Source organism: Petrocella sp. (assembly GCF_059865615.1).
This window is the reverse complement of the sequence record NZ_JCBCDA010000001.1, coordinates 40,912-54,815: the sequence shown is the minus strand read 5'-3', so window position 1 is coordinate 54,815 and position 13,904 is coordinate 40,912. Positions and strand designations below refer to the sequence as shown.

15 protein-coding genes and 1 pseudogene are annotated in these 13,904 nt (G+C 36.3%); 2 read left to right on the top strand and 14 right to left on the bottom strand.

Features of this window, described 5'->3' with window-relative positions; genetic code table 11:
• From AC6F8J_RS00265 to AC6F8J_RS00200, 14 genes and pseudogenes are all read right to left on the bottom strand, one after another.
• On the bottom strand, positions 1–354 hold a 354-nt coding region (locus AC6F8J_RS00265; protein ID WP_500720229.1), incomplete at its 3' end, for an S-layer homology domain-containing protein.
• Between the two features lie 369 nt (positions 355–723).
• Entirely contained in the window at positions 724–903 is a 180-nt protein-coding gene (locus tag AC6F8J_RS00260) for a PspC domain-containing protein (RefSeq protein WP_275843816.1), read from the bottom strand.
• A 211-nt stretch (positions 904–1,114) separates the two neighbouring features.
• Positions 1,115–1,573 (bottom strand): transcriptional regulator, SarA/Rot family, encoded by a 459-nt coding sequence (locus tag AC6F8J_RS00255; RefSeq protein WP_500720226.1) that lies wholly within the window; start codon positions 1,571–1,573, stop codon positions 1,115–1,117.
• Between the two features lie 179 nt (positions 1,574–1,752).
• Positions 1,753–3,093 carry a glucose-6-phosphate isomerase gene (locus tag AC6F8J_RS00250; RefSeq protein ID WP_500720224.1) on the bottom strand — a complete coding sequence of 447 codons (1,341 nt, stop codon included), beginning with the start codon at positions 3,091–3,093 and terminating at the stop codon, positions 1,753–1,755.
• 209 nt (positions 3,094–3,302) lie between these two features.
• Positions 3,303–3,425 (bottom strand): hypothetical protein, encoded by a 123-nt coding sequence (locus AC6F8J_RS00245; protein ID WP_500720223.1) that lies wholly within the window; start codon positions 3,423–3,425, stop codon positions 3,303–3,305.
• A 77-nt stretch (positions 3,426–3,502) separates the two neighbouring features.
• Positions 3,503–5,149: pseudogene (accD, locus tag AC6F8J_RS00240) on the bottom strand (acetyl-CoA carboxylase, carboxyltransferase subunit beta).
• Between the two features lie 14 nt (positions 5,150–5,163).
• Entirely contained in the window at positions 5,164–6,519 is a 1,356-nt protein-coding gene (locus AC6F8J_RS00235; protein ID WP_500720221.1) for an acetyl-CoA carboxylase biotin carboxylase subunit, read from the bottom strand.
• A 14-nt stretch (positions 6,520–6,533) separates the two neighbouring features.
• A complete protein-coding gene (fabZ, locus tag AC6F8J_RS00230; protein ID WP_500720219.1) occupies positions 6,534–6,956 on the bottom strand; it encodes a 3-hydroxyacyl-ACP dehydratase FabZ in 423 nt (140 codons plus the stop codon).
• A 10-nt stretch (positions 6,957–6,966) separates the two neighbouring features.
• On the bottom strand, positions 6,967–7,455 hold the full coding sequence (gene accB / locus AC6F8J_RS00225; protein WP_500720218.1) for an acetyl-CoA carboxylase biotin carboxyl carrier protein: 489 nt from the start codon (positions 7,453–7,455) through the stop codon (positions 6,967–6,969).
• A gap of 25 nt (positions 7,456–7,480) precedes the next feature.
• Positions 7,481–8,716, bottom strand: coding sequence for a beta-ketoacyl-ACP synthase II (fabF, locus tag AC6F8J_RS00220; RefSeq protein ID WP_500720216.1), 1,236 nt, complete (start codon positions 8,714–8,716; stop codon positions 7,481–7,483).
• Positions 8,717–8,873: 157 nt separating this feature from the next.
• Positions 8,874–9,614, bottom strand: coding sequence for a 3-oxoacyl-[acyl-carrier-protein] reductase (fabG, locus tag AC6F8J_RS00215; protein ID WP_500720215.1), 741 nt, complete (start codon positions 9,612–9,614; stop codon positions 8,874–8,876).
• On the bottom strand, positions 9,614–10,540 hold the full coding sequence (gene fabD, locus AC6F8J_RS00210) for an ACP S-malonyltransferase (RefSeq protein ID WP_500720214.1): 927 nt from the start codon (positions 10,538–10,540) through the stop codon (positions 9,614–9,616). Before fabD ends, fabG begins: the two co-directional genes overlap by 1 nt.
• A gap of 87 nt (positions 10,541–10,627) precedes the next feature.
• A complete protein-coding gene (acpP, locus tag AC6F8J_RS00205; RefSeq protein WP_500720212.1) occupies positions 10,628–10,855 on the bottom strand; it encodes an acyl carrier protein in 228 nt (75 codons plus the stop codon).
• Between the two features lie 213 nt (positions 10,856–11,068).
• Complete coding sequence (locus AC6F8J_RS00200; RefSeq protein ID WP_500720211.1) at positions 11,069–12,031, bottom strand: beta-ketoacyl-ACP synthase 3; 963 nt, start codon at positions 12,029–12,031, stop codon at positions 11,069–11,071.
• Between the two features lie 219 nt (positions 12,032–12,250).
• Between AC6F8J_RS00200 and AC6F8J_RS00195 the strand changes: the two genes are divergently transcribed.
• Both AC6F8J_RS00195 and AC6F8J_RS00190 read left to right on the top strand, forming a co-directional pair.
• Positions 12,251–12,835, top strand: coding sequence for a DUF1700 domain-containing protein (locus tag AC6F8J_RS00195; protein WP_500720210.1), 585 nt, complete (start codon positions 12,251–12,253; stop codon positions 12,833–12,835).
• Positions 12,825–13,895, top strand: a complete 1,071-nt coding sequence (locus tag AC6F8J_RS00190; RefSeq protein WP_500720208.1) for a DUF4097 family beta strand repeat-containing protein — start codon at positions 12,825–12,827, stop codon at positions 13,893–13,895. Before AC6F8J_RS00195 ends, AC6F8J_RS00190 begins: the two co-directional genes overlap by 11 nt.
• Positions 13,896–13,904: the final 9 nt, after the last annotated feature.

Sequence of the window (13,904 nt, the reverse complement as noted above, 5' to 3'; positions counted from 1 at the left end):
TCTTCTATAGTTATCAAAGTCACCTGGCTTTACATAGCCAAGCTCTATGGCTTTGTCGATGTGATGCTTGGCCCAGTAGCCTTCTTCATCTTGAAGAACATCATGGCCGGCTACGACCACCAAGCACTTGATAAACTGATCCACTTGAAGCGGGTTGGCCGGTTTGAATGTTCCGTCCGGATAGCCTTTTAGAATATCTCTTCCATCTTTTCCTATATGACTTAGATCTTCATTAAACCAATCCTTTTGACTCACATCCGAGTAGTTGGACGCCCCTTGTACCGAGTTACCCGCTAGACTGACGATCAAGATGATTATTGTTAACAAACTTAACATCATAAGTGTTTTCTTCATATACTTCTCCCCCATACTCAACTTTTTTGATTTTGCTATACCTATTTAGTATAGCTTTGATATGCGTGGGTGTAAAGCATTTTCTGGTATAATTGTGTATTTATATGGTTTATATTGTAATTATTTCCATTTATGGGAATTACTGTAAGGACATATTGTGTTTGTCATAAAGTTGTGACGTTAGAACAAAGAGGCTACGCCTCGCTTTGCAAAACAAATTGTTCCGGCAGGAAAGACTTCCTTGATAGTTACATAGCATAGACTTTCCTAGAGAACAAAAAAATAGTAATCTCAGACTTTCATCTTTGATTACTACCATCTTATAGTTTCTATTAAACTCTGCATATATTCAAGTGCAAAACTCTGTTACTACGCTTCCGGCATTACGATTGCTGCTATAAGATAAGCTAAGAAGCCGCCACCGGTCATCCAGAACAATACCATGACCAACCTCACCAAGGTTGGATCTACACTGAAATATTCAGCCAGACCACCACACACGCCAAAAAGCATTCTGTCTGTTCTCGAACGGTATAATTTTTTCTCCATATAATTCACCTCGCCTTAATATAATTATACTACATAATAAGTATAATCCAAAAAACTTAAAATAATCAATGAAAATGATTAGAGTATGATTAAGGCATCAAAACTATATAGTTGAACTTTCATAAATAAGATATAGTTACGAATGCTTTAACGTAATCTATATCTTGTTTATGAACTTAGTGAAACTTAGTTTTGAGGCTTTATTCTATGATTAAGGTGTTTTCTCAATCTCGTGAAGATGCAAACTCAGTTTTTTTGCTGTCTCAAGATAAAAATCATAAGTTTCTTGATCATACTTAAGGCGCTTTAAGGTCTCGCAAGGTATTAAAATACCTTCCTCTCGGTATGCAATTCCTTTCTTACTTAAATATACTTCAATCATACGGTCATCGTTACTGTTATGTTTGCGGTTAATCCAACCGTCCTTTTCAAGTCTTTTTAGTAAAGGACTTAAAGTACCTGTTTTTAGGTGGAGTTCTTCACTGATTTCCTTAAATGATAGACGATCATGCTCCCATAATAATACCATGACAATGTATTGTGGGTAAGTTAACTGATATGGTTTTAAAACCTCCTTGTACAATCGCGTCATTGCTCTTGAGGCTTGATATAATTGAAAACATAGATGTTCATTAAGTCCAAATTCTGACAAGGGAATTCCTTCTTTCATCTCAAGGCATATAAACTTATACAATACCATCTGCAGGATTTCTTAGCGATGAATAATCTTGTAGGCCAAGAGCTTAGAAATTCTATGAAAAGTTAAGTAACCAATCGTGCAAGATAGTTTTATTATATAGATATATGGTCCCCTTGTCAATAATGATTCTCATTTGTTGCTGCCTTGAACTATTTTAACTTATCAAGTAGCTCTTCTCTTAATGCTTCATAACCAGGTTTACCTAATAATGCGAATACATTTTTCTTATAGGCTTCAACACCTTCTTGGTCAAATGGGTTTACACCAAGTAAATATCCACTGATTCCACAAGCTTTTTCAAAGAAGTATATCATTTTCCCAAAGTAGAAGGGTGTTAACTCCGGTAAGCTGATGACCACATTGGGCACACCACCGTCAACATGTGCCAATAAGGTACCTTGGAAAGCTTTCTGGTTTACATAGTTGAAAGTTTCACCCGCTAAGTAATTCAAACCATCTAAATTTCCTTCATCTTCTTTTATTGTAACATCTTCTTGAGGCTTTTCTATGGTAACAACTGTTTCGAAAATATCTCTACGACCATCTTGAATGTATTGACCCATTGAATGTAGATCTGTTGAAAAATGTACAGCTGCAGGGAATATGCCTTTTTGGTCCTTACCTTCAGACTCGCCAAAAAGTTGCTTCCACCATTCTGCAACAAAGAACATAACCGGTTCATAATCCACTAATATTTCAGTGGTTTTTCCCTTATTATATAGTGCGTTGCGAACGGCTGCATACTGATAACATGGGTTTTTCCAAAGATTCGGATTACCATACTCTTCTCTTCCTGATAAAGCGCCTTCCATTAAGCCATCTATATCGATACCTGCTGCTGCAATCGGTAACAATCCAACCGGTGTGAGTACAGAGTACCTGCCTCCGACATCATCAGGAATAATGAATGTCTCATAACCTTCTGCTGTTGCTAGTTGACGAAGTGCGCCTCTAGACTGATCGGTAGTAGCAAAAATACGATTTTTGGCTTCTTCCTTACCATATTTATCTTCAATAAGACTTTTTAGTATTCTAAAGGCTATGGCCGGTTCTGTAGTTGTACCTGACTTACTGATTACATTGATACAGATTTGTTTGTTTTTTAAATAGTCAACCAGTTGACTTAAGTAAGTACCACTGATATTATGACCGGCAAAAACAATCTGTGGACCTTTACGATTTTGTTTGTCTTGAAGATTGTAAAATGCATTCGATAAGCCATCAATAACAGCTTTTGCACCTAAATAGGAGCCCCCTATACCTATGACAACTAATACCTCTGCCTTTTCTTGAATGGTTCTGGCTGCTTTTTTAATTCGGTTAAACTCCTCTTTATCATAATCTAAAGGTAAGTCAATCCAACCTAAAAATTCATTACCAAGTCCTGTTTTTTCATGAAGCACCTGATGTGCTGCTTCAACCATTTTTTCAAACCCCTTCAATTCATGATCCTTTACTGAACTTCTTGAATAATCTAATCCTAATTTCATGTTTTGTCCTCCTTTTATATCGTTTCATATGATGGTGTTTATCAGCATTTTGTATTAATTATAGTTGAACTTTCACATAGAATATCTCGTTAAAATTGTGTCCATGTATTCTAGCTTCTGTATGTAATCTAATGAAACTTAGTTTTGACTCTTTACCATTATATAGAATATATGATTCTATGTAAAGGCTTACATTAGACGCGTGGATGCTACCAAACATTATTATAAGTCATAACAATCCAAATAATTGCAATGGCCAAAACACAAATAATACCTGCTTTTAAAGTGGGATCAAGTTTTTTCTTTTTTCTATTGTTATTTTTCATAAGCATCTGTTTTTTCTTCCATCTAAGGTTAAAGTTTCAAAACTATAATAGAGACGTCAACACGTCTCTATTATAAAGCAATACTATTCATATGTAAATTGTCTGTACCGATTATACCTTCTATTAACCAAAGTGGTTTTGTCCAATAAAGAGAGTTCTTCAATTTTCTCAATTAATGCTTTTTTCATGACCTCTGCTGTTTGATCAAAATGAACCTCTATGCCTTCTTCAGGCTCGTCAATGATTTTTTCAATAACTTTTAGATTAAGCAAATCATTTGCTGTAATTTTCATTTCATCTACGATGAATGGGGCCTTAGATCCATCTTTATAAAGTATGCTGGCAAATCCCTCCGGTGATAAAATGGAATAGATGGCGTTCTCAAGCATCCAGACTTCATCAGATACCGCAAGTGCCAATGCGCCACCTGACCCACCTTCTCCAATAATAATGGATATAATAGGTACTTTAAGTGCTGACATCTCATAGAGATTCCTAGCAATCGCTTCACCTTGACCGCGTTCTTCCGCTTCAATACCACAAAAGGCACCCTGTGTATCTATTAGACAAATAATTGGGCGGTTAAACTTTTCTGCTTGTTTCATGAGTCTTAGCGCTTTTCTGTAGCCATCCGGAAGAGGGCTTCCAAAATGTCTCGCCATCTTATCTTTGAGCTTTTTACCCTTTTCTTGTGCTATAACGGTAACCTTTATATCACCGAGTTTTGCAAGCCCACCAACGATGGCCTTATCATCTGAGTATAAACGGTCACCATGTAGTTCTATAAAAGAATCAAATATGACATCCAAATATTCCAAAGATGTCGGACGATCTTTTTTTCTAGCTTTTAATACGCGATCCCATGCCTTCATTTTAAGATCCTCCTAACTATGCATTTTAAGAAGAACACTTAGAGTACTTCTCATATCTTCTCGGTGTACGATTTTATCTACAAAACCATGTTCCATTAAGAACTCCGCTGTCTGAAAACCATCAGGCAACTCTTGCTTAATAGTATCTCTAATGACTCTGGGGCCAGCAAATCCAATTAAACTTCCCGGTTCTGCCAAAATAATGTCACCTAGCATAGCAAAACTAGCCGTAACACCACCTGTCGTTGGATCTGTCAATACAGTTATATATAGCAAACCTGCATCTGAATGTCGTTTTATAGCTGCAGATGTTTTGGCCATCTGCATGAGCGATATGATTCCTTCTTGCATTCTAGCACCGCCTGATGCGGTATAGATGATAACCGGTAGCAAGGCCTCCGTCGCCATCTCAACCAATAATGTCACTTTTTCTCCTACAACCGCACCCATGCTACCCATTAAAAATCTTGAATCCATGACGCCTATGGCAACTTCTCTACCTTCAATCTTTCCTGTACCTGTCATTATGCCTTCATGAAGTTTTGTTTTGGTTTTTAAGGCCTTAATTTTTTCATCATATCCTTTAAAATTCAGTACATTGACTGTTTTAAGTTCTGTAAACATCTCTAAGAAAGTACCTTTATCAAGAATTGAATCCAGACGACTTTCGGCATCCATTCTAAAGTGTTTTTTACAGCTACCACATACAAAATCGCTGTCCTTTAATGCCTTTTTATAAATCAGTTCATGACAGTTCGGACATTTAATCCAAGAACCTGTTGGTACATTGGCTTCGTTTGTATTCTTTGGATTGGGTGTCAATTGAATATAATGGGGTTTTTTAAATATATTTTTCATAAATGCCACCTATCCTATTTTAAAAATTTGTCGCCTTGAATGTTCTCAATAAAACTTGTATTATAATTCCCAGAAATAAAATCCGGTTGATTAATAATTTCCATATGAAAGTCTATGTTGGTATCAATTCCAGACACCACAAATTCGCCAAGGGCGCTGTTCATCTTACGAATGGCATCCTCTCTCGTATCACCATGAACAATAAGCTTTGCCAACATTGAGTCATACAGTGGCGGTACTGCATAACCATTATAAATGGCCGAATCTATTCTTATACCATGACCACCCGGCATATGCAAATAATCTATGGTTCCCGGTGAAGGCCTAAATCCTTTTGAAGGGTTCTCTGCATTGATTCGGCATTCAATCGAATGTCCCCTTAATACGATATCCTTTTGTTTTAAGTTAAGTGGTTTTCCGCCTGCAATTTCTATTTGCTTCTTAATCAAGTCAATACCTGTGATCATCTCTGTAATCGGATGCTCTACTTGAATACGTGTGTTCATTTCCATAAAGAAAAATTCACCACTCTCTTCTAGTAAAAATTCAACCGTTCCGGCATTTCTATAGTTGATAGATTTCGCTGCCTTTACAGCAATGTCACCCATCGTTTTTCTAAGTTTTGGCGTAATTTTAGATGATGGTGCTTCTTCCACAATCTTCTGATGACGTCTTTGGATAGAGCAATCACGTTCACCAAGATGCACCGTATTACCATAATTATCTGCTAAGATCTGAAATTCAATATGGCTAGGATTAACAATATAACGTTCCATATACATAGCATCATCATCAAAGGATGCCTTTGCTTCCTTTTGTGCCATTATAAAATTTTTCTCAAGTTCGCCTTCATTTAATATAATGCGCATGCCTTTTCCGCCACCACCTGAAGATGCCTTGATAATCATGGGGTAGCCAATATCATTTGCTATTTTTTTAGCTTCTATTATACTTTTGACAATACCATCTGATCCCGGTACAACAGGAATACCTGCTTCAATCATGGTTTTTCTGGCTCTTGACTTATTGCCCATGGCTTCTATCATTTCTGATGAGGGACCTATGAGTATTATGTTAGAATCTTCACAAGCATGAGCAAAGGTCGGATTTTCCGATAAAAAACCAAAGCCAGGATGTATCGCGTTTGCCTTTGTTATAACTGCAGCGCTAATAACCCTTGTTATATCTAGGTAACTTTCTCTAGAATTAGCAGGTCCAATGCATATGGCTTCGTCTGCTAATTGTGTATGAAGCGCTTCTTTATCTGCTTCTGAATAAACTGCAACACTTTTTATGCCCATCTCACGACATGCTCTAATGATTCTAACAGCAATCTCACCTCGATTGGCAATTAATATTTTTTCAAACATGCAAGCCTCCTATTTTAACCGACAAAGAATTTAAGTTCACATTCCGTAGCAATTTTACCATCTACTGATGCCGTCGCCTTGCCGATACCGATGGGACCTTTAGATCTAATGATTTCTACTTCTAATTTCAGCACGTCACCCGGTACGACCTTTTGTTTGAATTTTGCTTTATCAATACCTGCAAAATACGCAATCTTACCTTTGTTTTCTTCTTTGGCTAATATAGCTACTGCGCCTGTTTGTGCTAAGGCTTCAATAATCAAGACACCTGGCATAACCGGTTCTGTCGGAAAATGTCCTTGAAAAAAATACTCGTTAAAAGTAACGTTTTTTGTAGCTATTGCACTTACACCAACCACCAATTCATCCACACGGTCAATCAATAAAAAGGGGGCTCTATGAGGAATGATTTCTTGTATTTGCTTAATATCTAACATATTATGCTCCTTATAAGGGTTTTATTTTAAAAAGTTGTTGGCCATATTCAACAGGAGACTCGTTTTGAACCATGATGGCAACAATCTCGCCATCTACTTCAGATTCGATCTCATTCATGAGCTTCATGGCCTCAATAATACATACGACATCACCTTTTTTAACACTATCTCCAACTTTTACATAAGTATTAGCTTCAGGGCTTGGCGCATTGTAATATGTTCCTACAATTGGTGAATCAATAGATAAAAAGTTCTCTTCTTCTTTTGATGTAGCCATTACCGTTTTTTCTTCATAATATGTATTACTAGATGTAACAGCTGATGTCTCTGCCATGTTCATATTGTTTTGCATAGGCGGTGTAGGATTAGTTGTTTCACTCAGTTGTCTTCCACCAATCTTATCAAATACCAAAAGGGTCCCTTCATGATTGATTTCTATATGAGCATATTCTGTTGTCTTTAAGCTTTCAATTAGATTAAATATTTCTTTCGTTTCCATAATAAACATAGCCTCCCAAACTTATTTATTCATATTTTTTAAACAGTAAAGTGGCGTTATGACCACCAAAGCCTAATGAATTGGATAAGGCCACATTCACCTTGGTGCTTCTTCCAACATTAGGTACATAATCGAGATCACATTCAGGATCCTTCGTCTCTTGATTGATTGTCGGATGTAGGTAATCCTCTTGAATAGATTTAATGCATACTACAGCTTCTATGCCGCCTGCTGCGCCTAGTAAATGCCCCGTCATTGATTTCGTTGAGTTAATCGCCACTTTATATGCGTGTTCACCTAGTGAAACTTTGATGGCTTCTGTCTCAAATTTATCGTTATAAGGGGTGCTCGTACCATGAGCATTGATATAATCAATATCTGTTGGTTTAAGTCCTGCCTCTTTAATTGCCAATGTCATGGCTTTCGCTCCGCCAATGCCTCCAGGCGCTGGAGATGTCATATGATATGCATCGGTTGTAGCTCCATATCCTGCAATTTCAGCCAAAATAGTCGCACCACGTTCCAAGGCATAGTCCAAAGCTTCAAGTACAAGTATGCCTGCACCTTCACCCATAACAAAACCATCTCGACCACCATCAAAAGGTCTGGATGCTTTTTGGGGGTCCGGATTAAGACTTAGTGCCGTTAGAGCACTAAATCCTGCAATACCCATTGGCGACAGACAACTTTCTGTACCCCCGGTTACGGCTACATCCATAATGCCAAACTTGATATTACGAAAGGCTTCACCAATGGAATGTGAACCTGAGGCACATGCTGACACGATACAGTGAGAAGGTCCTTTTAAACCATATTTTATAGCCACATTACCGGCTGCCATATTAACAATGATTTTGGGAATAATAAGTGGCGCTACTCTTTGGGGACCAAACTCCAACAAACGCTTTTCTTCTTCCTCAATCATGCCAAGGCTACCCATACCGGATCCAATAAATGTACCAATACGGTCACAATTATCTTCTGTCACTTTAAGGCCTGACATAGTAAGGGCTTCACCTGCTGCAATAACTGCAAACTGTGAAAATCGTTCCATGCGCTTGGCTTCTTTCCTATCTAAGAAGTCTTTCGGGTTATAATCTTTTAATTCAGCCGCTATTTTGACTGGATAGTCGGATGCATCAAATTGGGTGATCATACCCACACCTGAAATACCTTCTTTTAATGCTGACCAAAATTGGTCCACATTGTTTCCAATTGGTGTGATTGCACCTATACCTGTAACAACAACTCTTCTACTCATTCTTATACTCCTTCTCACATCTTTTTAATCTTGGTTAAAGGATCAAAACTAAGTTTCACTAAATCCACATAGAATATATAGATTACGTTAATACATTCGTAACAATATATTCTATGTGAGGGTTCAACTATTTAGTTTTGACACCTTAACCAATCTTCTATATATATAACCCACCATTGACACCAATAATCTGTCCTGTTATGTAATCCGCCTTATCTGATGCCAAAAATACAACCAAATCTGCAATATCCTTTGGCTCGCCAAGTCTGTTTAAAGGTATATTGGCAATCATTTCAGTCCTTGCTTGCTCAGGCATCTTATCCGTCATTGCCGTCTTAATAAACCCTGGTGCAATCGCATTTACTTTAATGCCCCTTGATGCAAATTCTCTTGCTAAAGTTTTTGTTAGACCAATAACACCAGCTTTTGAAGCCGAATAATTCACTTGACCCACATTACCCATAACACCAACAATAGATGCAATATTAATAATCTTACCTTCTTTTTGTTTAAGCATTTTTCTTGCTATATGCTTGCAACAATTGAAAGTTCCTTTTAAGTTGACATTAATAACTGCGTCGAACTCATCTTCGCTCATGCGCATAATCAGGTTATCTCTTGTTATACCTGCATTGTTAACCAAGACATCAATTCTACCAAAAATCTTAAACGCATCTTCCATCATTTTTTCCACGACGCCAAAATCACTGATATCACCATATAAAAGCTCACATCTGCTTCCAATAGTCTCAACTTGACTTTTCACTTCAAGTGCAGCTGCCTCATCAAAAATATAATTTAAAAGTATATCATGTCCTTCTTTAGCAAGTTCTAAGGCTATTACTTTACCAATACCGGTATTGCCCCCTGTTATAAGTGCTACTTTATAATCTGCCATTATTTAACCTCCATAAATGTTTTTAGTTTTTCTAGTCCATCTAGACCATTAACACTAATTATTTTTTTCTTGCGATCAATCTTCTTTATTAAGCCCGCCAAAGTGTTGCCCGGACCGATTTCTATGAAGGTGTCTACGCCAAGTGCAATCATTTCTTGCACATTGTTTTCCCATAAAACTGGTGACTTCACTTGTGTTATCAACAGATTTTTGATCTGACTTGTATCTGTAACCACTTTACCCGTCACATTACTGAGATACGGTGTTATATATTTATTGAAAACCACGGAATCAAGCCTTGATCTTAATTTGTCTGCAGCCCCAGCCATTAACTCACTATGAAAAGCTCCACTGACGTTTAAGGGTATGACTTTAATTCTTGCTGCTTCAAACAATGGATAACTTTTGTTTAGAGCATCCTTTTCACCAGCAATCACGATTTGATTACTGCTGTTGTAATTGGCTATGGTCAAATAACCCTCTACTTGATTAAAAACTTCTAATATGGCCTCCTGATTGGAGCCAATGATGGCAGCCATACCTCCATCTGTATCTAGAGCAGACTCTTGCATGTATTGACCTCTTTTTCTAACAATATCAATAGCTTCATCAAAACTCAATAACCCACTTGCCACGAGAGCACTATATTCACCTAGACTCAAGCCGGCAAGATAGTCCGCTTTGACACCCATGTCTTCTATGATTTTTAATGTAGCTATGGATACCGATAGCAATGCCACCTGGGTATAGGCTGTATCATTAATTTTTGTGTTTTCAGTGTTGCATAGCTCGTATAAGTCAAAATCTAATAAGTCATTGGCCTGGTCAAACACTTTCTTACTTTCAACGTAATTGGAAATAAACTCCTGACCCATGCCCATATGTTGAGCACCTTGGCCTGGAAAAATAAAAGCAATTTTACCCATTTTTATTCTCCTTGACACCTTTTTTTATTTAGGTAAAAAGAACCTCTATTTAAAATAAAAGTTCTTTTTACCTTTTTTGTCTATTGTTTAAGCATTTGCCTCAGCATAGTTAAGAACATCTTGAACGGTCTTAATATTAACCAATTCTTCATTTGGTATTGCAACACCGAATGCATCTTCAATACTCATTACTAATTCAAAAAGATCCAATGAATCCGCACCTAAGTCATCAATAAATGATGCTGTTGGCACTACCTTTGCTACATCTACATCTAATTCTTCTACAATGATTTCTACTAACGCTTCTAAAGTCATGTTATTGCCTCCTATAATCTATTATCTTAGTTTTTGTTATCAAAACACTTTATTTGAACCCTTTAATCAGGTTAAAGTGACAAAACTAATTAGTTGAACTTTTTCATTCAATATATCGTTATGAATGTATCAACATAATCTATATGTTGAATGAAATTTGGGAAACTTAGAAAACTTAGTTTTGATACTTTAACCAATCAAGGTATCCATTCATTAAAATTGTATCAAACTACAACCATATGTCAAACCTGCACCAAACCCTGCAATAAGAACCTTTTTTCCTGTCAGCATATTTTTTTCTGACATTTCAGATAATGCAATAGGTATTGATGCTGCAGATGTATTGCCATAAGCTTCCATGTTTATATAAAACTTGTCTATACTTATTTTCATGCGTTTTGCGATTTTAGTCACTATACGTACATTAGCCTGATGGAGTACAAAATAATCTACGTCTTCTTGATTGACTTGATTTTTTTCCATCATTTCATAAAGTACCTCAGGTACTTTTTTACAGGCAAACTGAAATACATCTTGTCCGTTCATCATTAGCTTATGCTCATTTTGCTCTTCATAAAAAGGTGTTTTATTACCAACATTCTTTGCATATAGGCATTCATATGCTTCGCCGATTGCATAATTAATAGAATCAATAATACCAACGTCATCTCCGGCTTCTAAAACAACTGCACCTGCACCGTCTCCAAATAATACACAAGTACTTCGATCTTCCCAATCGAGAATTTGAGATAGCTTCTCACTTCCAATGACTAAAGCATTTTTATATTTACCTGTTTTTATAAACTGATCTGCAACATCTATGCCATAAACAAAGCCTGAACATGCTGCATTTAAATCAAAACTCATAGCTTTAACAGCACCAATCGCTTTTTGAACAAGACACGCCATAGATGGTGTAGCATACTCCCCTGAAAAAGTTGCCACTATAATAAGATCAACATTTATAGGATCTAATCCTGCCTTTTCCAATGCTCTTAAAGCTGCGAAGCCCGCCATCTCATAAGAAGTTTCACTAACTGCAATATATCTATTTCTTATCCCTGTTCTCGAATAAATCCATTCATCATTCGTATCCATCAATTTAGAAAGATCGTTATTTGATACTTTGAGTTCTGGTACATAATGTCCAATGCCGGATATTTTAGCTGTTTTCATGATTGCTCCTTAAATCAAAAGTCTATACTTTTGTTATACATGTGATGTCTTATTATAGATATGTATTGATTTGAGTTTAGAATAGTTTGATAATCAAAGTATATCACTTTTTGGTTTTTTGTCAAGTTTTCTAACTAAATTCTAATCCTTTTATCTGGGTAAATGAATAAAACATTGGTATACTTACTTTATTAACAGAAGTATGAAAGGGGTCCTCTTATGACTCAATCAGAATTTTTAGCGTCCTTGGATGCTGCACTTATTAAGTATAATGTAAAAGATCGATTTCGTATTATTGCTCATTACAAAAATCAGCTGGAACAGGTCGAGTCCAATCCTGATGATTTAGAGAAAACCTTAGCACGTTTTGGTAATCCTGAACAATTAGCTGCCACCTACAGAAAAAAGGAAATGACTCAGCCTGTGGAGCCCCTTGGTATTAAGTTTTTAAAAAGCTTTTTCATTGGAATGGGACTACTGTTGTTTAATTTGATTTTCGTATTAGGCATCTATGCTGGTATATGGGGGGTCACCATAGGGTTTTTGGGTGGCGGTTTTGGTGCCTTTTTTTCTGGTATTGCGCTTTTATTTTCTACTTTTTTTCCCTTACCGAGTGTTTTTCGTTTGCCCTTATTCTTAATTGAACATCCCGTTTTGTTGGCGAATAGTGGTATTTTTTTAATAGGACTCGGTACTTTTTTTATGGTACTTTCCATATGGTTTATAAAATACTGGTGTATGTTAACTGTTAAGTATGTGAAATGGAATATTCAATTAATAAGAGGTGATCGTTATGAAAAATAGTTTTGATTCTATCATGGGGAAGGCACTATTGGCTTCTGTCGCTATTATAGCACTAGCTGCCCTAATAATAATTAGTTATATGGATAAGCACAATTTAAGTTTTAAGGAATTCTTTAATTCAAATATCATGGTTAGTCGGCTTGATAATATTACAATGAATATGGATTTTGATCTGGATGGTTTGAATTTTGATAGTAAGAACCCCTCAAGTCGGTTTAACACTAAACAAATATATGAGGAGAAAACCTTTGACGTCTTAGATAGGATAAAAATACTTGCAACAGCTGAAACCATCCTGTTTGTTCATGAAGATCGAGATGATATTAAAGTCATTTTTGATAGGGAGGTCCCAGATACCCCAAAATATAGAGTTGATTATAAAGCCACTCAAGTCAATCAAGAAATCTATATCAGCTCCAAATTAACTTTAAAGAATGTTTTTACAGATCGAACATACAATGGATCCATAACTTTATATGTACCTGAAGATTATCATTGTGATACTTTAATTATTGAAAAAACAATTTTTGAGTTAGGCGATTTAACCTTACCGAATCATCTAGATAACCTTAGTATTCGTTCGAATGTAGGTGAATTGAAGATAGATCTTGTACAACCCTTAGATCAATTAACGCTTAGCATCAATGCTGGTAACATTAACGTAAAGACCGAAGAGAGTCTAAATCAACTAGATTTGTCTATTAATACTGGGACATTACGACTTCATGCACTAAAAGAGATACAAAAATTTAAAGCATCTAATAATTTTGGCGATTTAGATTTTGTTTTTAGCCGTTCACCACTTGATGCAACGATAACCTCTAATGCAGGCGATATTCGGTTACAATTTATGGAACCTGTCCATCAGCTTGATGCGAAGGTAAATATCGGCAGTTTGGATTTGATACTACCTTTTAATGACGAAAGCAAAGTTTATAGCAATACTAAGCTAACTGAAATCTCTAGTAATATACCTGTGGTGTCAAATAGACCTGAGGCTAATATTTTCCTAAGTGTTGATGTGGGTAGTATTAGTATTAATAAAAAATCCTCATACTAGGGATTATCT